This is a genomic window from Clostridium merdae (genome assembly GCF_900176635.1).
Taxonomy (GTDB): Bacteria; Bacillota; Clostridia; order Oscillospirales; family Acutalibacteraceae; genus Faecalispora; species Faecalispora merdae.
The window spans coordinates 251,163-275,417 of the sequence record NZ_FXLN01000004.1 but is presented as its reverse complement, the minus strand read 5'-3'; the positions used below and the strand labels follow the sequence as shown (position 1 = coordinate 275,417).

16 protein-coding genes and 2 riboswitches are annotated in these 24,255 nt (G+C 45.4%); of the genes, 8 read left to right on the top strand and 8 right to left on the bottom strand.

The window, feature by feature from the left end; translation table 11 throughout:
- Positions 1-24: 24 nt before the first annotated feature.
- Together CAN90_RS06710 and CAN90_RS06705 are read right to left on the bottom strand one after the other, a co-directional pair.
- Positions 25-1,701 carry a formate--tetrahydrofolate ligase gene (locus CAN90_RS06710; RefSeq protein WP_085833075.1) on the bottom strand — a complete coding sequence of 559 codons (1,677 nt, stop codon included), beginning with the start codon at positions 1,699-1,701 and terminating at the stop codon, positions 25-27.
- Positions 1,702-2,094: 393 nt separating this feature from the next.
- Positions 2,095-2,712, bottom strand: coding sequence for a HutD/Ves family protein (locus CAN90_RS06705; protein ID WP_085833074.1), 618 nt, complete (start codon positions 2,710-2,712; stop codon positions 2,095-2,097).
- Between the two features lie 245 nt (positions 2,713-2,957).
- Between CAN90_RS06705 and ftcD the strand changes: the two genes are divergently transcribed.
- The 4 genes from ftcD (at position 2,958) to CAN90_RS06685 (ending at position 9,582) form a co-directional block, all read left to right on the top strand.
- Positions 2,958-3,851 (top strand): glutamate formimidoyltransferase, encoded by an 894-nt coding sequence (gene ftcD, locus CAN90_RS06700; RefSeq protein WP_085833073.1) that lies wholly within the window; start codon positions 2,958-2,960, stop codon positions 3,849-3,851.
- Positions 3,852-3,876: 25 nt separating this feature from the next.
- Positions 3,877-4,500: a cyclodeaminase/cyclohydrolase family protein gene (locus CAN90_RS06695; RefSeq protein WP_085833072.1), complete on the top strand. Its 624-nt coding sequence runs from the start codon at positions 3,877-3,879 to the stop codon at positions 4,498-4,500.
- Positions 4,501-6,285: 1,785 nt separating this feature from the next.
- Positions 6,286-7,815: a histidine ammonia-lyase gene (gene hutH / locus CAN90_RS06690; RefSeq protein WP_085833071.1), complete on the top strand. Its 1,530-nt coding sequence runs from the start codon at positions 6,286-6,288 to the stop codon at positions 7,813-7,815.
- 462 nt (positions 7,816-8,277) lie between these two features.
- Positions 8,278-9,582, top strand: coding sequence for a Na+/H+ antiporter NhaC family protein (locus CAN90_RS06685; protein ID WP_085833070.1), 1,305 nt, complete (start codon positions 8,278-8,280; stop codon positions 9,580-9,582).
- 303 nt (positions 9,583-9,885) lie between these two features.
- Here the strand turns inward: CAN90_RS06685 and thiC are convergent, their stop codons facing one another.
- The 5 genes from thiC to CAN90_RS06660 all read right to left on the bottom strand — a co-directional run bounded on the left by thiC (position 9,886) and on the right by CAN90_RS06660 (position 17,632).
- Complete coding sequence (gene thiC / locus CAN90_RS06680) at positions 9,886-11,196, bottom strand: phosphomethylpyrimidine synthase ThiC (RefSeq protein ID WP_085833069.1); 1,311 nt, start codon at positions 11,194-11,196, stop codon at positions 9,886-9,888.
- A 4-nt stretch (positions 11,197-11,200) separates the two neighbouring features.
- Positions 11,201-12,010, bottom strand: a complete 810-nt coding sequence (gene thiD, locus CAN90_RS06675; protein ID WP_085833068.1) for a bifunctional hydroxymethylpyrimidine kinase/phosphomethylpyrimidine kinase — start codon at positions 12,008-12,010, stop codon at positions 11,201-11,203.
- 54 nt (positions 12,011-12,064) lie between these two features.
- Positions 12,065-12,164, bottom strand: a riboswitch (TPP riboswitch).
- A gap of 49 nt (positions 12,165-12,213) precedes the next feature.
- Positions 12,214-12,313, bottom strand: a riboswitch (TPP riboswitch).
- 74 nt (positions 12,314-12,387) lie between these two features.
- On the bottom strand, positions 12,388-13,512 hold the full coding sequence (locus CAN90_RS06670) for a 5-methyltetrahydropteroyltriglutamate--homocysteine S-methyltransferase (protein ID WP_085833067.1): 1,125 nt from the start codon (positions 13,510-13,512) through the stop codon (positions 12,388-12,390).
- Positions 13,513-13,742: 230 nt separating this feature from the next.
- Complete coding sequence (locus CAN90_RS06665; protein ID WP_085833066.1) at positions 13,743-14,534, bottom strand: histidine racemase CntK family protein; 792 nt, start codon at positions 14,532-14,534, stop codon at positions 13,743-13,745.
- 83 nt (positions 14,535-14,617) lie between these two features.
- On the bottom strand, positions 14,618-17,632 hold the full coding sequence (locus tag CAN90_RS06660; protein ID WP_085833065.1) for an AAA family ATPase: 3,015 nt from the start codon (positions 17,630-17,632) through the stop codon (positions 14,618-14,620).
- Between the two features lie 196 nt (positions 17,633-17,828).
- Here CAN90_RS06660 and CAN90_RS06655 point away from each other — a divergent pair, with 196 nt between their 5' ends.
- Together CAN90_RS06655 and hutI are read left to right on the top strand one after the other, a co-directional pair.
- The gene (locus tag CAN90_RS06655; RefSeq protein WP_085833064.1) at positions 17,829-19,850 is read left to right on the top strand and encodes a urocanate hydratase; all 2,022 of its coding nucleotides are present in this window, start codon (positions 17,829-17,831) and stop codon (positions 19,848-19,850) included.
- Between the two features lie 19 nt (positions 19,851-19,869).
- Positions 19,870-21,117 carry an imidazolonepropionase gene (gene hutI, locus CAN90_RS06650; RefSeq protein WP_085833063.1) on the top strand — a complete coding sequence of 416 codons (1,248 nt, stop codon included), beginning with the start codon at positions 19,870-19,872 and terminating at the stop codon, positions 21,115-21,117.
- A gap of 619 nt (positions 21,118-21,736) precedes the next feature.
- On the opposite strand, the gene CAN90_RS06645 is transcribed toward hutI, so the two are convergent.
- Positions 21,737-22,693 carry an agmatinase gene (locus CAN90_RS06645; RefSeq protein ID WP_085833062.1) on the bottom strand — a complete coding sequence of 319 codons (957 nt, stop codon included), beginning with the start codon at positions 22,691-22,693 and terminating at the stop codon, positions 21,737-21,739.
- Positions 22,694-22,893: 200 nt separating this feature from the next.
- On the opposite strand from CAN90_RS06645, the gene CAN90_RS06640 reads away from it, so the two are divergent.
- Positions 22,894-23,325 carry an Lrp/AsnC family transcriptional regulator gene (locus CAN90_RS06640; RefSeq protein WP_085833061.1) on the top strand — a complete coding sequence of 144 codons (432 nt, stop codon included), beginning with the start codon at positions 22,894-22,896 and terminating at the stop codon, positions 23,323-23,325.
- Positions 23,326-23,604: 279 nt separating this feature from the next.
- Positions 23,605-24,222 (top strand): ECF transporter S component, encoded by a 618-nt coding sequence (locus CAN90_RS06635; protein WP_085833060.1) that lies wholly within the window; start codon positions 23,605-23,607, stop codon positions 24,220-24,222.
- Positions 24,223-24,255: the final 33 nt, after the last annotated feature.

Here is a 24,255-nt window from a genome sequence, read left to right as displayed (position 1 = left end):
GGCGGTGATTTTTACAATTTGAAATTAGAACAAGCCAGAGATGCGGCCGTTTTCATCCACATCAATGTTTTCAGAAGAGGGCTTCTTCGGCAAGCCAGGCATTGTCATAACATCGCCGGTTAGAGCAACGATAAAGCCTGCACCAGCAGAAACCTTCAGGTTTCTAACGATAATCTCAAAGCCTTCGGGAGCGCCCAGAGACTTTGCATCGTCAGTAAAGCTGTACTGCGTTTTTGCCATGCAAATCGGCAGGTTGCCAAAGCCAAGCTGCTCGAGCTGCTCAGCCTGCTTTGCAGCAGGGCCAGTCAGCACGGCGCGGCTGCCATGGTATACCTTCTGAACGATCGCATTGAGCTTATCTTTAATGGAAATATCAGCATCGTACACATAGCTGAAGTTGTTGGGCTGCTCGCAAAGGCGAACCACTTCTTCTGCCAGCTCAACGGCACCAGCGCCGCCCTTTGCCCATACTTCACTGAGAGCAACCTCAACACCCAGCTCTTTGCACTTGGTGCGAATCAGCTCGAGCTCAGCCTCGGTATCAGTGGGGAAACGGTTGATGGCTACTACGCAAGGCAAGCCATATACCTTAGTAACATTTTCAACATGGCGAAGCAGGTTGGGCATACCATTCTCGAGAGCTACGAGGTTCTCGTTGTTCAGGTCTGCCTTAGCAACGCCACCGTGATGCTTCAGTGCACGAGCAGTTGCAACAATAACAACCGCACTAGGAGCAATACCAGCCATACGGCATTTAATATCGAGGAACTTCTCAGCGCCCAAGTCAGCGCCGAAGCCTGCCTCAGTAACTGCGTACTCGCTCAGCTTTAATGCCATACGGGTAGCCATGAGAGAGTTGCAGCCATGAGCGATGTTTGCAAAGGGGCCGCCGTGAATAAAGGCAGGAGTGCCTTCCAGAGTCTGAACCAAATTGGGCTTAACAGCATCCTTCAGCAGTGCGCACATTGCACCCTGTGCCTTAAGCTGGCCAGCGGTAACAGGCTCATTGTCATAGTTATAACCAATAATCATTTTGCCCAGTCTATCTTTCATATCTGTAATGGAAGAAGAGAGGCACAGAACAGCCATAATCTCAGAAGCAACTGTGATGTCGTAGCTGTCTTCACGAGTAAAGCCGTTGGTACGCGGGCCAAGGCCATTAATAATGCTACGCAGCTGGCGGTCGTTCATATCTACAACGCGCTTCCAAGTAATACGCTTGGGGTCAATGCGCAGCTCGTTGCCCTGGTAAATGTGGTTGTCTATTAGAGCAGCCATCAGGTTGTTTGCAGCACCAATTGCGTGGAAATCGCCTGTAAAGTGCAGGTTGATGTCCTCCATGGGAACAACCTGAGCATATCCGCCGCCTGCCGCGCCGCCCTTAACACCGAAAACCGGGCCGAGGGAAGGCTCACGCAGAGCAACAATTGCCTTTTTGCCAATTTTGCGAAGGCCATCGGTAAGACCAACGCTAGTTGTGGTTTTACCCTCGCCTGCAGGGGTGGGGTTAATTGCGGTTACAAGAATCAGCTTACCGTCCGGTTTGTCAGCCAAATCACTGAGAAGCTTATAATCTACCTTTGCCTTACCGCGACCATACACCTCTAAGTATTTCTCGTCGACGCCTGCGGTCTTTGCAATTTCACGAATGTCTTTCGCTTCGTACTGCTGTGCAATTTCAATATCAGATAAAAAGCCCATTGTTATAATTCCTCCTGATTCTTAGTTAATTCGGCCACCGAACTCTTTGCTGCCCGCCACTCGCGGATCACTCCGTGTTCGAAACCAGTCTTTATTCCAAAATACCACACCGTTTACCGCGTTACAATAAGCAAATTACCGTAAAGCGTCCAATTTGACGATTATAAGACGTAAAACACCATCAATAACAGACGCTAGTTTGAGCAAAAACCCAGCGACAATGCAGCTTAAGCGACAAATCAGCATGTTTGGCACTAACTAAAAGTGCAGAACCCTTGCGTCGAAAACAAAAGGGTGCTGCTTTTATTTCCTGTGCGAAAAGGACGGTAAATGAATCATTCCAAATTGCTGTAAATAAAAAGCTACCCAAATTTTAGCCAATCGATGAATAAATCACGATCCAAAAGACACCTGCGCCACCATTATGCGCACAGAAGTATTCCCAGTACCTAGAATTTTTACTCGCAATGCGGCATTGTCCCCTGCAATTTCTACGCGGGCGGCATCATAAGAAGCGAGAGAGACGCTTTGTTCTCCTGTTGTTAAGTCAGCACTCCCCTGAACACACCAGCACAACAATACGCTGCGCTTACCCATGCTTTCGCAAAATAGTTCCGCAGACTGACCCGCACCAACAATTAGTGCATAAGAATTCCCGCGGCAAACACCCTTTCGCGTCATCAGGTTATAGTCTACTACTTTCCCTTGGCTGCGAGTATACCATGCACCGTCAAATGCATCACATTCCAGTGCATGCAAAACTACCGGCTTTTTGCTTTCATTATAATATAGTTTAAGTTCTCCCTCAACGGGCGCAATAATACGCTCATAATCTGGCAAGGAGGTAAATTCGGATTCTTCCAGCTCCACCGTGGCAGAGCTTAGACGAAAATGAAAATCACGGTTCGCATACAACGCACCTGGCGGGTCAATAATAATTTGTGTTGTTTTTCCACCTGACCATTCACTCACAATATAGTCTTTTGATTCGATTTTTTCTAGTTTAGTCATATAAACTCCCTCTCCTTCTGAAAAACGCTTGGAATAAAGACGGTTTTCTTACACTATATCCGTTCACTCGTCTAATAAACGTCATAAAGGGGTATTGTTGTTCTAAAAAAGCGATTTGGGTGGTTGCACTTGCTTTCATCTTCTATTATGATTGTCTTATAGCAGATTTCCGCTGCCGGATTCCCGTTTTCAGCGCGGATACATCCAAACATAAAAATTCAAAATAAGAAACGGAGCCGATCATTATGATGAACAAAATTTTGGAATGTGTACCAAACTTCAGCGAAGGACGCGACCTTGAAAAGGTTGAGAAAATCGTCTCCTCATTCCGCGGTAAAGAAAATGTTAAGCTGCTTGATTACAGCACCGATAAAGACCACAACCGCTGCGTTGTCACTGTAGTAGGCGAACCCGAAGCCCTGCGTGATGCGGTGATCGAGGCCATTGGAGTTGCCACCGAGCTAATCGACATGACCAAGCACGAGGGTCAGCACCCCCGCATGGGCGCAACAGACGTTGTTCCCTTCATCCCCGTTCGCAACTGCACAGTTGACGAAGCAAGCGAAATTGCCAAACAGGTTGGCGCTGCCATCGCTGAGAAATTCGGCGTGCCGAACTTCTTATATGAAAAGACCGCTTCTGCTCCCCACCGTGAGAACCTCTCTGAGATCCGCAAGGGCCAGTTCGAAGGAATGGCTGAGAAATTGAAGGATCCCAAATGGACTCCCGACTTTGGCCCTGCACAGATTCACCCCACTGCTGGTGTAACTGCTGTTGGCGCTCGTATGCCTCTGGTTGCTTTTAACATTAACCTCGACACCCCCAACCTAGAAGTTGCTAACCAGATTGCTCGTAAGGTTCGCTTCATTGGTGGCGGCTTCCGTTATGTTAAGGCAATGGGCGTTATGCTCGAAGACCGCAACATCGCTCAGGTATCTATGAATCTGACCGACTACACCAAATCTGCTGTATACCGCGTATTCGAGACCGTTAAAATGGAGGCTCGCCGTTACGGTGTAAATGTAGTTGGCAGTGAAGTTATCGGCCTTGTTCCCATGGCTGCTCTGGTTGACTGCGCTGAATATTATCTGCAGATTGAAAACTTCAACATGGAGCAGGTTCTTGAAACCCGCCTGTAAGCAATAACTGGGAGGTTACACATTAATGGAAATGAAAGATATGACCCTTGAGGTCTTTTGTGCCACTACTGCATCCAACGAGCCTGCACCCGGCGGCGGAAGTGTTTCTGCCTTGGCAGCTGCTCTTGCTGCATCATTAACCGAGATGGTTGCCCAGCTCACAATTGGTAAGAAGGGCTATGATGAAGTAGCAGACGAGATGAAAGCAATTGTTCCGGAAGCTGCCGCTCTGCGCGCCGAGCTTTTGGATGAAATCACCCGCGATAGCACTTCCTTTAACGCATATATGGAAGCAATGACTCTGCCGAAGGATACGGACGAGCAGAAGGAAGTACGCAGAAACGCAATGCAGGAAGCTTTGAAGAAAGCTGCCGAAGTACCGTTGCACGTTGCTATTACGGCTGCTAAGATTATGCCGATGGCTGCAACCATGGTGAAAAAGGGTAACTCCAATGCTGTAACCGATGGATTGGTTGCTGCAATGATGACCCGTACCGCAGTTTTGGGCGCACTGCTCAATGTAAAGATTAACTTGGGCTCCATTAAAGATGAAGCTTATGTGGCTCAGATGAATACAAAGATTCATGAGATTGAGACTGCTATTATTCGTGACGAGGCCGCTGTTTTAGCGGAATCGCCTTTGAAATAAGTTTACTACCACAATCCTTTACTTTTATCACACGAAGAAGCGGCCGGAATTTTCCGGTCGCTTCTTCGCATATAAAAACAAATTGAATGCTAGAATAGACTCTCTCATATTTAATTTTCAAATGCTCCCCTAAAAACAGTTTTGCTTTACTCTTAGTTCCATTTTATAAAGTTGAGTTTAGTGTAACGTAATCCAACAGAAATCGCAATCCCTTCTCGAAAGTGAAATTGCTGCTCGAATGTAAATCAGAAACTGATTTCATGTGTTTTATAATTGAGTTAAATTGCTCTTATCCTTATCATTCTTTTTTGGGTTTATTTTTTCAAACTATTCGTTTCGCCAGTAAGAACTTACCACAATACATCTGGTTTTTGTGTAAGCTGCATGTGCTGAAAGTCTTTTATTTCTCAAAAGAAAACTCCAGATTACGCCACATACCAACCCGAAGCCCCAGATTTATGCTATGCTCGGAAATAGATTCATCAAAACATGTTGTGTTTTTAACACCCAATAATTGGAAAAAAGACGCTCTGATTGCCCTATATAATCATTAAAACTTGCTGTTAAAATAGTGCTTTTTTAATTAATCCCATATAATTCTCTCAGAAAACAAAGATGTTAATTTAGAAGTTTTACAAGCGACACTTGCAAAAGCCTAGATTCTATGTGCTTTTTCATCGATTTAAATAAGATCGAAATAAAGTAATAGAAGCGATAGAATATAGTTCTCTTCACCCTACAAATAACACATCATAGCCTTAACTTGCTTTTGGAAGATGTACTTTAAAAATCGTCAACATTCGCTTGTATTCTCAATTTTTTTGACGTATTTTGAATTTTATAGTGGTAATAAATGGCAATTTGTAATTATTATAAGACGCTCAACTATGTTGGTAAAAGATACTATTTTAGTAAAATAAAACAAAAACCTAGGAATAAAGCCATATTTGCTATTTGTTAACTTATTAGCACGATAAAATAGCATCTTATTTCCGTCTTATAAATATAGGCAATTAAAGACTAGCTGCAAGTGTTAATTTAAGAATTATTATAGCTAATTCATGCCAAACTATATAAGATTATGCTCATATAAATATCTAAATCTGCTCATTGATAAAATAGCATACGTGCTTTTTTAATGTGTTTATGCAACCCATTTGCTTCTCCAATTCATTTTCTAGCATTCCGAACTCAATTTATCAATTTATTGATTTAATTAGTTAACTCAATAACCAAATGAATTAATAAAGCAATTTTGGAATATTTCTACTATTTTTCATCTATTAAAAAGTGCGTTTTTTGATTCTTAAGTAGAAGTAAACAGACGCCACATCATTCATCAAGACCCGCATTCCAACTGGTGTTTCCCTTGTTTTTTCGGTATAAAAAGCATGAAAGTAAAATAACAACTTCTTTCTGTTAATCAATATTTTCAATTTTTTTATACCAAACCTCTTCTCTTTTGTATCTTTTCCCCGTAAAATAGGAATGAAAGTATTTTAGAGGCATTTCTTTATGCCGTATTCTCGGTATCTTCACGCTGAAACTTTCTCTGGTAAAATGCTTTTCATCATTTTTTGCCATCGGCATAGTTTTTAACTGAGATTACTTCTTTCTGGATTTCAGTTTTAAATAGCAATTTTTGCAGGCTGTTTTTCGTAATGGCGAAAGAACTTAGTTAGACGTTTCTTTGACATGCAAAGTTGTATAATCTGGTCAAAGTTCAGCAAGTGATTTGTGTGTGAGTTGCAAGTGAATCAAAATGGTAAAAGGAGATTGTACATTATGAAAACAGTAATTTTGACCGGCCAGGATTTGACCCTGGAAGAATTTGCACTGGTTTGCCGCGAGGACGTGCCTGTTGCATTATCCGAACAAGCAAAACAGAACATCATTGAATCCCGCAAGGTTGTAGACCAGATTCTTGATGAAAACCGCGTAGTATACGGCGTAACCACCGGCTTTGGTAAATTCAGCGATGTTGTTATCAGCAACGACGAATGCAAGCTGCTGCAAAAGAACCTTATTATTACCCATGCAGTTGGCGCTGGCAACCCCTTCCCCCGTGCCGCGGCTCGCGGAATGCTGCTCCTGCGTATCAATAATATGGCTAAGGGCTTTTCCGGCATCCGTATGGAAGTTGTTGATGTTCTGGTTGACATGCTCAACAAGGGCGTTACCCCTCAAATTCCTGAGAAGGGCTCTTTAGGCGCTTCCGGCGATCTGGCTCCTCTTTCTCACATGGTTCTTCCAATGATTGGTCTTGGCAAAGCGGAGTACAAGGGTGAGATCCTCGACGGTGCAGAAGCAATGAATCGCGCAGGCATTAATGTAATTGAACTGAGCGCAAAAGAAGGCTTGGCACTCATCAATGGTACACAGGCTATGACCTCTACCGGCGCATTGACTGTATACGATGCACTCGAGCTGCTAAAGGTTGCGGATGTTGCTGCTGCTTTGAGTTTTGAAGCTCACAACGGTGTAATTGATGCTCTTGATGAGCGTATTCACGTTATTCGCCCCCACAAAGGCCAGTTGGATACCGCAAGAATTCTCAAGCAGCTTCTTGTCGGAAGTAAGAACACCACCCGTCAGGGCGAAATTCGCGTTCAGGATGCTTACTCCTTGCGCTGCGTACCGCAGATTCATGGCGCCAGCAAAGATGCGATTAACTTTATTAAGCAGAAGGTTGAAATTGAGATTAACTCCGTTACCGATAACCCGATTATTTTGAAGGATACCATGGAAGGCATTTCCGGTGGTAACTTCCACGGCCAGCCCATGGCTCTTCCCTTCGACTTCTTGGGAATTGCAGTTGCTGAGCTCGCTAACGTTTCTGAGCGCCGCATTGAGCGCCTCGTGAACCCCGCACTGAGCGGCCTGCCCGCATTCCTTACCAAAGATGGCGGCGTAAACTCCGGCTTTATGATTGTTCAGTACTCCGCTGCTGCTCTGGTTTCTGAAAATAAAGTTCTGGCTCATCCCGCCAGTGTTGACAGCATTCCTTCTTCCGCTAACCAGGAAGACCATGTTAGCATGGGTACCATCGCAGCTCGTAAAGCTCGCGATATTCTGTCTAACGCTCGCCGTGTATTGGCAATGGAGCTGATGTGCGCTTGCCAGGCAATTGATATGCGTGGTGATAAGGGCATGGGCGCTGGCACTAAGCCTGCTTACGAGACCGTTCGTGCTTTGGTTTCTAAGTTGGAAGAAGACCGCCCGCTATACGAGGATATTAACCTCTGCGAAAGCACCATTATTGATGGCAGCCTGATTGCTAACGTTGAAAAAGGCGCATCTGCAATCGAGCTGTAATTAATGCTCTAATTTCTTTCAAAGATGGAACCGAACACCGCTGTCATTCCGATTCGCTGCAAAAAGCCTCTTACAACAGAGACTGCGTACACATTTGAAGCGTGGAAGAACAATATGCGTTACGTTGCCTACACTCTTTGCCTTGGGAATCAACCTAGGGAGTGAGCTGTGTTCGGTTTTTCTTAACCCCCCCACATATTCGTGCGGATGGCCCTTTAAGCAATGCGATTTCATAGCATACACAAATAAACGCAACGAAAGGAGAAATGAAGCGCAATATTCCGCTGTGTTTGCTCTCCGGTAAGCTTTAGCAACACCGGAACTGAGAAAGCAATTTTTTCTTTCTCAGGTTGTGCTCTATGAGTCGTGATACACGCTAATTGGGCTTGGCATAAAAGAGGGGATTAATAACTGTATGGTAATACAGGGTTTCCCTTACCCAAAACAAGAGGAGGTTATTTTATGGTATTAACAAACCCGGTACTTATTGCCGTTGTTGTTCTGCTTGTCCTGTGCTTTTTAAGAGTTAACGTTTTGCTTGCTCTGTTTGCTTCTGCTGTTACCGCTGGTGTAGTTGCAGGTATGGGCGTTCCCGCAACAATGACAACTTTTATTACTGGTATTGGCGAAGACCCGGAAACAGCCCTGTCTTATGTGATGCTCGGTGGATTAGCCGCGACCATCAGCTACACAGGCGTTTCCGACATTCTGGCGGTTAAAATCGCCAAGCTGGTCAATGGTAAGTCACTGGTATTTGTATTTTTCCTTGGCTTTATTTCCTGCTTCTCGCAGAACCTGATTCCGGTTCACATTGCGTTCATCCCGATTCTGATCCCCCCGCTGCTAATCGTTATGAACAAAATGAAGATTGACAGAAGAGCAGTTGCTTGCGCTCTTGCGTTTGGTCTACGCGCTCCTTATGTTGCAATCCCTGCTGGTTTCGGTCTTATTTACCACGGTATTATTGCAAACAACATGAGTAAGAACGGCATGACTATTGATAAAATGGATGTGTGGCGTCACACATGGCCTCTTGGCGTAGCCATGCTGATTGGCTTCGTGCTGGTTGTATTGTTCCTGTATCGTAAACCCAGAGAGTACAAGAATGTGGAAGGCTTTGCAGTTGATCTAGATACTGTTGACACCAAAATGACCTTTAAGCACATCTCTGCAATTGTTGCTGCTGTTGTTACTTTGGTTATTCAGTTGGTATTTGGTTCTCTGCCTTTGGGCGCTCTGGTTGGTTTGGGAATTATGTTTGTTACCAAAGCAGTTGCTTGGAAAGACATGGATAAAATCATGGACGAAGGCGTTCAGCTCATGGGCTTCATCGCATTCGTTATGCTCGCTTCCAACGGCTTCAGTGCTGTTCTTCGCGACAGCGGCGGTGTAGACGCGCTCATTAAGAGCTCCTTGGTCTTCATTGGCGACAACAAGTTCCTCGGCGCACTCATCATGATGCTCGTTGGCTTGTTCATCGTTATGGGTACTGGTACTTCTTTCGGTACTGTTCCTGTTTTGGCAGTTCTGTATGTACCGCTTTGCGCATCACTGGGCTTCAGCATTGGCGCAACCACTCTGTTGATCGCTTCTGCTGCTACCATCGGTGACACTGGCTCTCCCGTTTCCGATACTACACTCGGGCCGACGGCTGGACTCAACGCAGACGGACAGCACGATCATATTTGGGATACGTGTGTTCCAACGTTTATTGCATCCGATATTCCGATTTTCGCTCTTGCACTCGTTGCACCTTTCATTATGTAATCGGAATATTACAAACCAAAGAGCCATGGAAGAATTCTTCCATGGCTCTTTTCATTTTATGATGCTTAGACTTATTTATTTTTAAGTCTAGATTATTACTAATAATATCAACAGCCTTAAAATTCTCTTTTAAAAATACATAAATCTTTCTTGTATGAAAGAAGCTCAGCCCTTTGGAGTCAATTATTCACTTGGATATAGCAAGCAGAAAACCACCGGTTATACCGGTGGTTTTCTTATTTCCTCTTATGAAGCTTCAAGATTGAAGTCATCATTAAATTAATTATAAAAGGGTAAAATGATTTACTTCTTTTCCATCAGCTCAACGTCCAAGCCTTCCAATGCACGGTTCATGGTACGAACGGCACACATTTTACCACACATGGAGCAGCTATGCTGGTCTTCCGGCGGAACACTTTCAAAATAGGCTCTTGCTTTTTCACCGTCCAGTGCCAGTTTAAACGTCTCTTCCCAATCGAGCTTTCTTCTTGTTTCACTAATCTGGAAGTCGGCTTCACGGGCATGAGGAACGCCTTTTGCAATATCTGCCGCATGAGCCGCAATTTTGGAGGCAATAATGCCCTCCTTTACATCCGACAAATCGGGTAAACGCAAATGCTCCGCCGGTGTTACATAGCAAAGGAAATCCGCACCGTTAGCAGCCGCAATTGCCCCGCCAATCGCAGAGGTGATGTGATCATACCCGGGCGCAATATCGGTTACAAGAGGTCCAAGCACATAGAACGGCGCACCATGACACAAGCGTTTTTCGAGCTTCATGTTAGCGGCTATCTCATCCATAGCCATGTGCCCCGGGCCTTCAACCAATACCTGTACTCCGCGCTCCCAAGCACGCTTGGTTAAATGCCCCAGTTCGGTCAGCTCAGCAATTTGAGATGCGTCTGTTGCGTCTGCAATGCTGCCTGGGCGCAGTGCATCACCGAGGCTAATGGTTACATCATATTCGTGCAAAATCTCTAGTAGCTCATCGTAGTGCTCGTAAAAGGGGTTTTCATTTCCCGTCATCTTCATCCACGCAAATAATAGGGAGCCGCCGCGAGAAACAATATTCATCTGGCGCCGCTCCCGCATAAAAATATCTACCGCTCGGCGATTGAGCCCCGCGTGAATCGTCATAAAATCCACGCCCTCTTCCGCATGGGCACGAACCACCTTTAAGAAATCCTGCGCGGTAATTTCTTTCAAGTCTTTTTCTAAGTAACCAACCGCATCGTAAATCGGCACTGTGCCAATCATGGCGGGAGAGGTCTCAATCAGCTTCTGCCGAAAGGTATGTGTCTTACCATAGTTACTCAAATCCATAATGGCTTCTGCGCCAAAATGTTCTGCAAGCCGCACCTTTTCCATTTCCACCTGGTAATCCACACAATCGCCAGATACACCAAGGTTTACATTAATTTTTGTGCGAAGCCCTTGCCCAATGCCATACGGGTGCAAAGAGGTGTGCCGAATATTCGCAGGAATAACCACCTTGCCTTCTGCTACCAGTTTTAAAAGCTCCTGTTCCGTTCTATACTCTTCCTGCGCTACCTGATGCAACTCTTTGGTGACAATCCCTTGACGGGCAGATTCCATTTGCGTGAAACGTTTCATAATTTCAACCTCTTTCTTCTGTTAATCCATGCAGGTACAAATCATAAAAATGATGAGTCGGACCACAACCCTTCCCAATTTGCAAGGAATGACGGATTGCGGTTGTAACATACGCTTTCGCCCGTTTCACAGCCTCTTCCATGGAATAGCCCAAAGCCAAATTGCTGGCGATTGCAGAGGAATAGGTACAGCCTGTTCCATGCGTGTTATTGGTGTGGATACGTTCTTCACAAAACCGGTAGAAATTTTCGCCGTCAAACAGAATATCGAGGGCATCCCCCTCTGCGTGGCCTCCCTTAACCAATACATTTTTTGCGCCCATTGCATAAATCTGTTTTGCTGCACGCTCCATATCCTGCGGCGAATGAATAGACATTCCGGTAATCGTCTCCGCTTCGGGTATATTCGGCGTAAGTAAGTCTGCGAGTGGCAGAATCTCACGAATCAGTGTATCCATGGAATCCGGTTGCATCAGTGGGCAACCGTTTTTCGCTAGCATCACCGGGTCAATCACCACATTTTTGGGCTTGTATTCTTTTAATTTTTTCGCAACAGCCAGCATACAATCCGATTTAGACAACATCCCTACCTTTACGGCATCGGTGCCAATATCCTGGAACACGGCGTCAATTTGCTTTGCAATCATATCTGGCGTAATGTCTTGCACGTCGATTACCTCGCTCGTGTTCTCTGCTACAACAGACACAATTACACTCATTCCAAAGGTTCCATGGGCGGAGAAGGTTTTCAGGTCTGCTTGAATTCCTGCTCCGCCACTACAATCAGACCCTGCTATGGTTAATAGTTTTTTCATTTTGTTCCCCTTTCTGTCACATAAAAAAGGATGCCGCCGACTGGCAAGCATCCTTAAAATCGATGTTTCGCTTCCCTACGCCAGTGTTAACTAACAGGTTCAAAGGGTCAGGTTTTAACCTTCTCAACTCCGAAGAGTCCCCCCGCAACAGATTCAGTTGTAAATAAAAAAAGTGCTTTCCCTTGTGAGGAAAGCACAGATTCATTCGTACTCCGTTTGCTTCCCTGCGCCAGTATTAACTGACAGGTTCAAAGGGTCAGGTTTTAACCTTCTCAACTCCAAAGAGTCCCCCCGCAAGTATTCGATTGCTATAACGTTAGCATGTAATTTCTCATATGTCAATACTAATAAGAATCTTGCAATTAAAGCCGGAGCGTTTAACCCCAAATTTCCTTTGCAATTTCTTGTACTAATTGCAGCTTCGCCCACTGTTCTTCTTCCGTTACCTTATTGCCTTCTTCGGTAGATGCAAACCCGCACTGCGGGCTCAGGCAAAGGCGGTCAAGCGGTACATATTGCTCCGCTTCTCGAATGCGCTTTATAATGGCAGCCTTCTCCTCCAGCTTGGGAGATTTGGTTGTAATTAGGCCTAATACCACCAGCTTATTGGCACTCAAGTATTGCAGCGGCTCAAACCCACCGGAGCGTTCGTCATCAAACTCCAGATAATAGGCATGCACATTCTCATTTGCAAACAATTCTTCGGCAACAGCCGCATAGCCGCCGCTGGCTGCCCAGGTAGAGTGATAATTGCCGCGGCAAACATGAGTGGTAAGAATTAAATCTTCGGGTAATTCTGCAATTGCTGCATTATTGAGGCGAATATACAGTTTCTTCAACTCGTCTGCGCTAGCCGTTCCGTTTGTTCTGGTAGCCCAATATTTTGCGTCGCAGAGCATGCCCCAAGTGCAATCGTCAAGCTGAAGATTACGGCAGCCCTCTTTGTAAAGAGCCAAAATAAAGTCGTGGTATGCTTGCGCTAAATCACGGAACAAATCTTCACGGTTTGGGTAAATGGTGTTCAGGTGCTGTTCATTTTCACCACGTACCAATTCTGCTAAAAACTGCGCCGGAGCAGGAATGGTTTGGCGGGCAATTGCTCTCTCCCCAACAACGCCATTTAGAAAACGATAATGTGCTAAAAATGGATGGTCTACAAAACGGATCTTACCAACCACTCTTGCAGAATCTGCTCTGGTTTCTTCCCCTTGGAACAAGTACCCACGCTCCATTGTCACATGGTCAATGCCCTCAAATCCCCACATAAAATCAAGGTGCCAATAGCTGCGGCGGTATTCTCCGTCCGTTACCGCCAAAAGGCCAGCCTCTAGTTCTTTTTGAACAAGCTCCTGAATGCAGTTGTCTTCTACCTCAGTAAGTGCTTCTCTGTTTATGCTACCCTCTTCATACTGTTTTCTCGCGTTTTTTAGGCGTTCTGGTCTTAAAAAACTGCCAACAATATCTGCTCGATAGGGTGCGTGCTTTCTCTCTGTAAGGCTCATAAGGTTATCTCCCTTTCTTATGTGAAAATGATGATTGATTAATAAAGTATTTCTTTTGGAATGCTGCAAGTATAACACAGATTCCGGCATCTGAATAATTCATATGATTTGTGACTAGATATAGAATAAAACTATACCTATTCTTTTATTCTACCGAAAAGAACCATAGGTACAATAAAAAAGCCTGCCAAGGAATGTTTTTCACACGCACTTGGCAGGTAATGTAAAACTTATTCAAAATCGGGAAGCTCAACAATGCACTCATCAAAAAATTGAACGGGGCCGCCCATACGGCAAGCAGTAACTTTGCCATTTAAAACAGTGGCTGAGGCTTCAATTACACCACCGGGCTGCTGCAACGTAAATCGGCGTGTGCCCTCCCCCATTTGAAGTGCCAAAAAAACACCAACTGCCATAGAACCACTCCCACAGCTGCTTTCCCAAATAAGGGAATCGGTATCACAAACATACACAACCGGAACCATTTTTTCTCCGTTTAGGAACATAACTCCATATGCACTGGCCTCTGCGGCAGTACGAACCTTTTCTATCAGCCTGCGCACAAATTCATCATCTTTGGTTTCTCCAGGAACAATGGTATGAACGATACCGTCAAAACAAACAACCGGGTATTCCTGACCTAGACATGAGACCGAGCGGATGGAAGCCGGGAGCGGCATTTCTGTTTCGCACCGGCTTTTCTCTTGGTCTACCTCAACCGTCAAAGGGTGCTGGGCGCCGCTAATTTCTACCGTTACCGTTTTTGGTTTCCCCGGCAAAAGCATGCTGAGCAGGTACCCGTAGCTGCGTGTTGCGTTGCCGCAAAACTCGCCGCCCATCATTTGAATTCGACCCTGCCCACCCATGCGTGGTGGCACCTGAAAGGCTACTTGCTCAGCGTGGAATTGCTCCATAGACAAAAGCTTAGCAGCAATAGCGGCGTACAGCTCTTGCGGCACCTTACTCATTACAAAAATCGTGATATTACCTGCGGGATCGGCTACTCTGATCGAAAGTTTCATTCAAAAGCCCCTTTCCTGCATACCAATATTTCACTGGTATGTTTTATCCAGTATAGCATATCACGACTACGTCTTATTTGCGTTTAAATCATAGGGTCGGCAATCTCCAAAGGCAAGTGTAACTCATAGGCGCCCGGCAGGTGACCCATATGTTTTTCCGCGTTTTCGCAGCAAGCCTCAAAGCCCTCGGGTATTTCCTCCGCAAATTCCTCGGGGTAATTCTTAATAAGTATTGCTTTGATACGCTCCAAAATGCCCAAAGACATAGGAGAAGCCAGCATTTGTGCGTGCCTTACCGCCTCTGCAAGCAACGTTTTTGAATCTTTAAAGTTCCCTTCTGCCGCATACAAAAGTGCGCAATACGATTTTGTAATGCCGCGCCCCACTAAAATGCTGGAAGAATCATACAGCTTGTTCGCTGTAAAGAAACGGTCTGCCGCTTGCTCTTTCTTTCCCATAGCAAGCAGCGCACGCGCCTGATTCGAATAGAATGTGGGGTTTTTGGGGAATTTGCGGTCGCTGCAAATATCCAGAGCACGGTCGTAATACTCTAATGAGCGTTCAAAATTCTGCTGCTTACGCTCAACTTCACCCAAATAATTGTAACAAGCGGCAAGATTAAGCACATAGTTCTGCGCATCCAATGAAGCCGATTCAAAGCGATTAATCGCTTGGTTAAGCTGTTCCCGGCTCTCATCATAACGGCCACACATGAGTAAATACAGCCCATACAGGCGGCACTCGATAGCATATTCAATACCATAGCGGTTTGCCTTTGCAATCTCCATGCTTTTCACAATATTTTCGCGCATCAGCTCGTTGTCCCCCACCTGAATTCCATAGAAGGTAAGCTGGCGCAGGCATGCAATATGAATTTGCGGATGATCTTCTAAATACTCGGTATGTGTAAGGCTACGGTGAATGGCATCCAAGCCCTTTTTGTATAGTCCCTGAGAGATGCAATATTTACCAATCACAAGGTAGAGCCAAGTTTCCATCTCTGCAAAATCCAATACATTCGGTTGGTAATTGTAAAGGCGAATCAGCTCAGCGGTCAGCTCATCAAAATATTTTGTGAGCTGTTTCGGCGCTTTTAAAGCTGTATCCTTCTGTAATTGCAAAATGGGATATAACTCATAATTAAATCGAGAATAATCCGACAAGCTTAAAATCTTATATTGCAGTACCTTTGCATCGTTGCCCGCCTGCGCATAATGGTAAATGACACGCTGGTACCAGCTATTATTGCGAACAAGCTCCTGCGCCTGCTCATAATAGTTGGCAACGCGAGCATGCAAAAGCCTGCGCTTCGACGGAGAAAGCTGCGAATGAACAAAATCCTGCATTTTCGCATGGCGGAACTGAAAACGAATCTGCCCGTCCGATACTCTTTCGCGAATGAGGCTTCTCTGTTTTAAATCATCCGTCAATTCAATAATTTCAAGCGTATTACGATTAAAGATATATTCGATGATGTCCAGCGTAATCGATTCGGGGCAAACGGAAATCGTATCCAGAAGCTGGCGGGAATCCGTTGAAAGCTCCTCCAAACGGGCAAGCAGAATATCCTGTGGATTCGTTGGCATATGGCTTCCGGCAGCGGCAGAATCTTGCGTTAAGTAGCTCATCAGTAAATCGAGGAAAAAGCCGTTGCCCTCGGAATCCTGATAGATATGGCGAATAATTTGGTCATTGAGCGCATCCGGCCCCAAACGGTCAACTAAAATATCTTTAACTACCTGCTCGCTGAAAGGCTCGAGCAAAAGCTGGGTTGCGAACTTTTCACGCAGTAGCGCATTGAGCTGTTTTTGCAGCTGCGGCGTTTGTACATCCAGGCAAGTGCAAATGCACATAATATTAGGGTTTCTTTCCCGAATGATAAGCGAGAGCAATTCCAGACTGAGGTTGTCCATAAATTGAATGTTATCAAAGAATAGAATAATGGGAGTCTCTTCTCCCACCAAAGAAAATAGCTTGAGCACACTGTTGCGTGTGGTGCGGTAGTTGTAAGAAACCATAATATCTTCCGGCACTTGTACCGAAAGAGGGTGATTCCCAAACAGCGGGAAAAGTGTATTAATATGGTTCATGTAGTTTGCAGGAACCGTAATATTATGGCTGCGGATATGCTGGTCTAGTTGCAGCATAATCGTATTCCAAGGCTGGAGAATGAATTCCCTTTCCTCCTGAAAGCAGATGGTTTTCAGTACTATGCAGGAATCCTCACCGATGCTGTCAAAAAAATGGTTGATTAGGTACGTTTTTCCAACTCCGTTGTCTCCCAGAACAAAAATATCCGTGGGAGTACCAAGTAAAAACGAGCGGTAGGACTTCATTAGGTACTGCATTTCTTCCTTGCGGCCAATGATATGCACCATCGGTTGCTCGGGCTCGTCGGTGCTCGATTGTGTCCACCCGCTGAGAAGGTCGCGGTGCAGCTGAGAAAGCTCAGCGCACGGTGCAATGCGTAGCTCGGTATTGAGCAGTTTACTAATGTTTTGGTACACCTTAATTCCTTTATAATAAAGGCCATTACGGTGGTAACACTCCATCATGAGTTGATATACACGCTCATCTAGGGGGTCTTTCTTTACGTATTTCGCAAACAATGTTTCCGTTTCCGAAACATCCTTGCTCGCAGCCTGAACAATACTGTCGAACAGCTGGCGGAGGTAATACTCCTTGAGCTCGGTTCGCTCCATATCCAGCCAGTTTTCAAATACATCTGCGTTTTTCAGGCTAAAGCCCTGCATCAGTTCGCCGTCGCACAATGAAAAATCATGACTTTTCATAAAATTATCGTAATCAATATCATAGCTTAGCTCTGGGTTAAGCGTAAGAAGATGTTTTTTGGGAGAAACTATTAGCTCTAAATCAAACGTCTTTTTAATCGTATACAACGTGTGGCGCAAATTCTTCTTTGCTACCTGAGAGTCATCGGAATCCCACAGCAAGTTTGCGGCCTGTTCCCTCGAAATTGTCTTCTTTAAAGCCAGGCAATACAGCAAGGCCTCTGCTTTTTTGAACGGCAGCAATACCTGTTGCCCGTCTAACAATACTCTGGGGGTCTGTAAAAGCTGAAAAGAAATAGTCGGCATAAGGAAAACCCTCTTTCTCATTATCAACAAAAAAACGGAATAGATTGAATAATTTTTATACTATGAATTTTATTATACACGAACTTTCATAAAAAAGCATCTATGAATTCAATTTTTTTTTAAAGATACCTGCCTATTATAGACGTTATTTAGACATTGCTGTGTTAGTATGTATTTGCAAAGGAGGTTCTACCATATGAACAATTTTGAGATCGGTAATGCTATGACAATCAAACTTGACCCGGTTCTGCCGGAATATCCCACCTTTAAAGAGGGTGTTCGCCGCGCACCGAAGCGTGAGTTGACCTTGAATGAAAGAGAGATCAAACTCGCACTGAAAAATGCACTGCGTTATGTTCCCGAAGAGCTCCATGAGCAGCTTGCTCCTGAGTTTCTGGAAGAACTGATGACACACGGCCGCATTTACGGCTATCGCTTCATGCCGAAAGAGCGCATCTACGGAAAGCCCATCGACGAATATAAGGGCAACTGTGTAGAAGGTAAAGCGTTCCAGGTTATGATCGACAACAACCTTGACCATGCCGTTTCTTTGTACCCCTACGAATTGGTCACCTATGGTGAGACCGGCCAGGTCTGCCAGAACTGGATGCAGTATCAGTTGATGAAAAAATATCTGGAAGCGCTGACTGACGAGCAGACGCTTGTTATGATGTCTGGTCACCCGATGGGCTTATTTAAGTCTCACAAGACAAGCCCCCGCGTAATCATCACCAACGGTCTGATGATTGGTATGTTTGACAACCCGCACGATTGGGCGAAAGCCACAGCGATGGGTGTTTCCAGCTATGGCCAGATGACTGCCGGCGGCTGGATGTATATTGGACCGCAAGGCATTGTTCACGGCACCTTTAACACCCTGCTCAACGCAGGCCGTAAGGTTCTGGGCATTGCACAGGACGGCGATTTGAGAGGCCACCTGTTTGTTACCTCCGGCCTCGGCGGCATGAGCGGTGCCCAGCCCAAGGCTATTGAGATTGCAGGCGGTGTTGGCATCGTAGCGGAAGTAGACGCTTCCCGTATTGAAACCCGCCACAGCCAGGGCTGGGTTGGCAAAGTAGCCGAAACCATTGAAGATGCTTTCGCATGGGCACAGGAAGCAATGGATAAGAAAGAAGTTCTTTCCATCGCATACCACGGCAACATTGTAGATTTGCTGGAATACGCTGTGAACCACAACGTTAAGATTGAACTGCTCTCTGACCAAACCTCTTGCCACGTTCCTTATGACGGCGGCTACTGCCCGCAGGGTATGACCTTTGAAGAGCGTACCGAAATGCTTGATAAAGATAAGGATGCTTTCTGCAAGAAGGTTGACGAGTCTTTGATTAAGCACTACCACTTGGTAAAAACGCTGGTTGAGCGCGGCTCTTACTTCTTCGATTACGGCAACGCATTTATGAAAGCTGTTTTCGATGCCGGCGCAAAAGATATTGCAAAAAATGGTGTAGACACAAGCGAAGGCTTTATCTTCCCCTCCTACGTGGAAGACATTATGGGCCCGATGCTGTTCGACTACGGTTATGGCCCGTTCCGCTGGTGCTGCCTCTCCGGCAAACCGGAGGACCTGCATAAGACCGACTTGGCAGCTATGTCTGTTATTGACCCGAACCGCCGCGGCGCAGACCGTGACAACTATATTTGGATTCGTGACGCAGAAAAGAACAAGCTGGTTGTTGGTACACAGTGCCGCATTCTGTACCAGGATGCTCTCGGCCGCCGCGACATCGCTCTGAAGTTCAACGAGATGGTTCGCAATGGCGAAATCGGCCCTGTTATGCTTGGCCGTGACCACCACGACACCGGCGGAACCGATTCTCCCTTCCGTGAGACATCCAACATTTACGATGGTAGTAACGTAACCGCTGATATGGCGATTCATTGCTACGCCGGTAACGCAGCACGCGGCATGAGCCTGATTGCTCTGCACAACGGCGGTGGTGTTGGTATCAGCAAGTCTATCAATGGTGGATTTGGTATGGTGCTTGACGGCAGTGAGCGCGTAGATGCAATTCTGGAAGCTTCCATTCCGTGGGATACCATGATTGGTGTTGCTAGAAGAAGCTGGGCTCGTTGTGAGCACTCCATTGAGACTGTTGCAGAATACAACGAAATCCGTGAGGGTCAGGATTATATCACCATGCCCTTCATCGCTTCCGATGATTTGATTAACAAAGCTTACGATAAAATTGTGAAATAAGAAACCGGAGGAACCAATCATGAGCAAAAAACTGATCTGCCATGCTGCAGAGCTGGTCACTTGCGCTGGAAAAGGACCGAAATACGGCAAAGATATGTCCGACGTCGGAATCATTCATGACGGCGCTGTATTCATCGATGGCGACAAGATTGTTGCTGTTGGTACTACGGAGCAGCTTAAGCAACAATTTAGCGGAGTTGACTACGAAATCATCGACGCAACAGGCAAAACGGTTTTGCCCGGATTTGTGGATTCTCACACGCACTTTGTTTTTGGCGGTTACCGCGCGGATGAATTTTCGTGGCGCCTAAAGGGCGACAGCTACATGTCCATTATGGAACGCGGCGGCGGAATTAATGCGTCTGTTTCGAAAACCCGCGCGGCTACACTGGAAGAACTCGTTGAAGTTGGCCGTGATCGGCTTAACGGTATGCTAGAGTTTGGTGTAACCACCGTAGAAGGTAAAAGCGGATACGGCCTTGACAAAGACACGGAGATTAAACAGCTTCGTGCTATGAAAGAGCTGAACCGCACACATTGTGTGGACGTAGTCTCCACTTTTATGGGTCCTCACAGTGTTCTGCCGGAATACAAAGGCCGTGAGCGTGACTTCATCGACTTCCTGCTTCATGAAGTAATGCCTTTGGTGAAAGAAGAAAACCTGGCTGAATTTGCGGATATTTTTACAGAGCAGAATGTTTTCTCTGTGGAAGATTCCCGCTACTATATGACTGAGGCGAAGAAGATGGGCTTTAAGCTCAAGATTCATGCCGATGAAATTGTTCAGCTTGGTGGCGCAGAGCTTGCCGCCGAGATGGGTGCAGTTTCTGCTGAGCATCTTCTGCAAAGCTCCGACAAAGGCATTGCCGATATGGCAAAGGCCGGCGTAATTTGCAATGTTTTACCCTGTACTGCATTTTGCCTCAAAGAGCCTTACGCAAAAGCTCGCAAAATGATTGATGAGGGCGCAGCAGTTGCTTTGGGCAGCGACCTGAACCCTGGTAGCTGCTTTACAAACTCGATTCCCCTAATGGTTGCTCTTGCCTGCATTTACATGGGCTTATCCATTGAAGAGGTCATTACCGCTCTTACTATAAACGGCGCAGCCGCAGTAGACAGAGCAGACCGAATCGGTAGCATTGAGCCCGGCAAACAGGCTGATATTATTGTTCTAAAATACCCTTCTATTCATTTCATGCCCTACCACACTGCTATTAACCTGGTCGAAACCGTTATGAAAAACGGCGAGATCGTCCATAAACGGTAACCCTCTCCTATAAAGTGAAAAACTCGGCGGAGTGACAATCTGCCTGAAGCTCCGCCGAACTTTTTCTCTAAATCTCTTTAACTTAAACTTTCTAAATTTGCTAATACGTTCATGCACAAATTGGTGCTTGACTTCTGCCATGGAGCAACATTTTCCTAGTTTTTTTGGCGGCCGGAATACCCGCCAAAGAATGCTAATGATGTTGCTCCTCCTTTATATCCAAAATCAATTCCAGAAAAATGTAAGGTAACCCTCCCCTGCTGCATTTTTAAACTGCCGGTAAAACCGGTGGTTTTTTATATATAGAGTGTAAAGCTATTTCTACTTGAGCCAACGCCCAGGTACTTTTCGTATTACATTCAGGTCTTGGAAGCAGCTCTATCTTGTGAAAAAAACTTTTATCTCATTGCTTATATTATTAGTGTGTAACCACATTCTGTTATGAGCAAAAAGCTGCTTTAAGGCAGAGTAACCGTTTTAATACTCACCTTTTGAGTACTACATAGAAAAAACAATATAATTTTAGACAGAAAAAGGCAGCCCCGCTGGTCTGCTGGCTGCCTTTTTCTGTGAGTTATTTTATGGTTTATGGTAAAAAGTTCTTGTACGCTAAATTAAATTATTCGTTTTCGCGGCTTTTCTTAATCTGCTCTTCAATTTGACCCATGGTGTGCAGCATCATAAGTGCGCCGAGACGAACTGTAATTCCGGAAGGGTCAAACGAAGGAGCGATTTCTACCAAATCTGCCGCGACGATACGGCCCATTTTGGCCACCCCGGAAATGATGTCACACACCTGGTCAAACAGTAGGCCGCCGGGATACGGCGACGCCACGCCTGGAGCAATCGACATATCGAAACCATCAATGTCAACGGTTATATAATAATTTTTTGCTTTCGGTACTCTGGCAAGAATGCCTTCTACACCAATATTATTGGCTTCGCGAGAAGAAATCAAAACACTGCCATAAGCCTTAGCATCCTCGAAATCTGTTTTTTTACTGCTACCAATTCCACGCAGACCAATCTGAATCATAGGGCCAATGTGCTTCATTTCAGACAAACGGCGCATTGGGCTGCCGTTACCTAAACGCAGTGGGCCTACATGGTCGTTCCAGTCTAAGTGCGCGTCAAACTGCACTACGCAAATTTCTTCGCCAAGCTCTTCGAGTGCTTTACCTACCGGCGCACTTATTGAATGGTCGCCGCCAAGTATAATCGGCACTGCTCCGCGCTTGACAATTCCACGCACACCGTCTACAATAGCGTCGAAAGTATGCTGCGGGTCTGCTTGCAGAATATCTGCGTCGCCGCAATCCACAATCTTTAAGGGGGCGGCCAACCGCTGGCAATCGTGTTCAAAATCGTAATAACCTACTTCGCCGCGGCTATACTGAGTAGAAGCCTCTCGAATACGGCGCGGGCCTAACCGGGCGCCGCTCATATACCCTACAGCGAAATCAACAGGTGCACCCATAACAGCAATGTCTGCATCTAGCTGCTCAAGATCAGTGCATATGGGGTATTTGCCAAATGAGCATATTCCGGTAATGGGAAGGTTTAAACGTTGCTGCATTTTAGTGTTCCTCCTGTTAATCGTTCCAAATTTCAGTTGTTATTTTTGTAAGCTCTTCTGAACTTGTATTAATTATAGCATTAAAAATGAGAATCTGTACAGCCAACTCGTTTTGTGGTATAATCCATTTGCTTAAATTTGTTCGGTAAAGTGCGTTTTGCACTTAACAAAATGTTTGCGCGAAAAAGGAGCCGGGTTCCATGGACCAAACGGATATAAAAATAATGAATATTTTGCAGGTGGACTGCAAAACACCTATGCGTGAAATTGGGCGCCAAGTTGGCTTAACTGCGCCCGCTGTTTCGGAACGCATAGCACAGCTGCGCGATTCCGGTGCAATTCGTGCCTTTCGTGCCAAATTGGATTTTGCAGCGGCAGGCAAAAAGCTTTCTGCCTATATTATGATAAACGTTCCACCGGACACATATGCAAAGTTTTGCACTTTTACACAGGAGAACCCTGCCATTACGGAACACCACCATATCATAGGGCCTTACAATGCACTGCTAAAAATTCATGTTACCGATTCAGAAGAGCTGGAAAGCCAATTGGCAAAAATTCGAGCCTTTGGTATGTCGCAAACTGCGGTGGTACTGAAAAGTTATTTTGATCAAAAGCCTTTGCCTGAATAAGATTATGTTTACGTTTAAAAGCGCGAGTTACCACGACTTTCAAGTGGTTCTTGCGCTTTTTTGTTATTTTGTCCTATTTTAGACAAAATATCTGCTTTTAATTCTTATAAGGATGTTACACTCATATACTCTGCGTTACAATGGCTCCGAAAGCTGTGCTGAATTAGGCGCCGTATCCACCGGAACGGCAGCTTAAAACTCACTCTTTCCATATGATAAGCGCATTTCGCGCAAATTTTTGCGCCGCATCCCCTAAGGAGCGGCAGTAAGGAGAAAAAAATGCAAACAAGTACCAAAGCCCTATCCCAACCATCCTTTAGCGCACTACGGCTTACGTTGATGGGAATGATGATTGCCCTAACCGTCATTCTGCTCAACACACCACTGGGAGTCATCACACTCCCCATGATTCGCATTACAATCGCCCATATGCCAATTCTCATAACCGCAATCCTCTTTGGCCTAACCGAAGGACTTATTGTTGGCTTTGCGTTTGGCGCATGCACCCTATTCATCGCCTTAACTTCACCAGTATCTATTTTAGACCCCTTTTTTGTAAACCCGTTGGTTTCCATTCTTCCCCGTGTTCTTATTCCGGTCACTACATATTACTGCTATCAAGGGCTGCAAAAGCTGTTGCCAGCTTTCCGTGGAAAAGATACACTCTCCGTTACTGTTAGCTTGGCAATTGGAAATCTAACAAACACCTTTGGTGTTTATGCCATGCTGTACCTGTTATATGCAGCGCAAATCCTTGAAAAGACCGGTACCCCTGCGCTTCATTTAATTCTTGGTCTTATTTCAACCTCTACTGTAATTAAATGTGTAGGAATTATGCTGATTGGCACTCCCCTCATTTTGGCTTTACAAAAAGCGATGAAGCACTTGCTACGCTAAATATAAAATAGATTCTAGCAAAAAAAGAAGAGA